Origin of the sequence: Shinella sp. G-2 (genome assembly GCF_050172695.1) — a bacterium.
GTDB lineage: Bacteria > Pseudomonadota > Alphaproteobacteria > Rhizobiales > Rhizobiaceae > Shinella.
This window is the reverse complement of record NZ_JBBEYH010000064.1, coordinates 1-1181: the sequence shown is the minus strand read 5'-3', so window position 1 is coordinate 1181 and position 1181 is coordinate 1. Positions and strand designations below refer to the sequence as shown.

Here is a 1181-nt window from a genome sequence, read left to right as displayed (position 1 = left end):
GCGGCGAAGGACGCCGTGCGCACGGTGATCACCTTCTTCGCATCGGTCGACTGAACCGTCTGGATGGCATTGCCCGCATAGATCGGACGCTTGAACGTATCGGCCGAAACGACTTCGATGATCTCCGAGACCTGCGCGACGTCGAGCAGCGCGGCAACGCGCGGCAGAACGTTCTTGCCCACCGAGGTCGCAGCCGAGACGATGGCGTCATAGGAACCGGCGAGCGACACGATGAGCGCGGCAAGCGGTTCTGCGAGGTTGTTGCCGAGGCTCGCATCGTCGGCGAGCAGGACCTTCGTCACGCCCGAGAGCTTGGCAGCCGCATCGGCCGCGGCCTTCGCATTGCTGCCGGCGACGAGCACATGCACGTCGGAGCCGATCTGCTTGGCTGCCGTCAGCGCCTTGGCGGTCTGGTCGGAAAGGGTGGCGTTGTCGTGGTCTGCCAGAAGAAGAATGGCCATGTTCGTAATCTCCTCAAATCTTCCGGATCAAAGCACGCCGGCTTCGGTCTTGAGCTTTTCGACCAGCTCGGCGACCGTCTTGACCTTGACGCCCGCCTTGCGGCCCGACGGCTCCTCGGTCTTCAGCACCTTCAGGCGCGCGGCGGTATCGACGCCGAAATCAGCCGGCGCCTTCTTGTCGAGCGGCTTCTTCTTCGCCTTCATGATGTTCGGCAGCGACGCATAGCGCGGCTCGTTGAGGCGAAGGTCGGTCGTGACGACTGCCGGAAGCTTCACCGCGATGGTCTGAAGACCGCCGTCGACTTCGCGCGTCACCTCGGCCGAACCGGAACCGATCTCGACCTTCGAGGCGAACGTCGCCTGCGGCCAGCCGAGCAGGGCCGACAGCATCTGGCCGGTCTGGTTCGAATCGTCGTCGATCGCCTGCTTGCCGACGATGACGAGGCCCGGCTGTTCGGCTTCGGCCACACCCTTGAGGATCTTGGCGACGGCGAGCGGCTCGACGGCATCGTCCGTCTCGACCAGAACGGCGCGGTCGGCGCCCATGGCCAGCGCCGTGCGCAGCGTCTCTTCAGCCTTCGCAGGACCGATCGACACCACGACCACTTCCTCCGCCTTGCCCGCTTCCTTCAGGCGCAGCGCCTCTTCCACGGAGATTTCGTCGAACGGGTTCATCGACATCTTCACGTTCGCAAGCTCGACACCCGAGCCATCCGCCTT

The 1181-nt window shown here is 64.6% G+C and carries 1 protein-coding gene and 1 pseudogene; both read right to left on the bottom strand.

The genetic code is table 11. The features are described from left to right. A pseudogene (locus tag V8U06_RS29105) lies at nucleotides 1–461 on the bottom strand (electron transfer flavoprotein subunit alpha/FixB family protein); the annotation flags it as partial. Between the two features lie 27 nt (nucleotides 462–488). Further along, nucleotides 489–1181 (bottom strand): electron transfer flavoprotein subunit beta/FixA family protein (locus tag V8U06_RS29100; protein WP_427143635.1); only part of this gene is annotated, 693 nt, incomplete at its 5' end.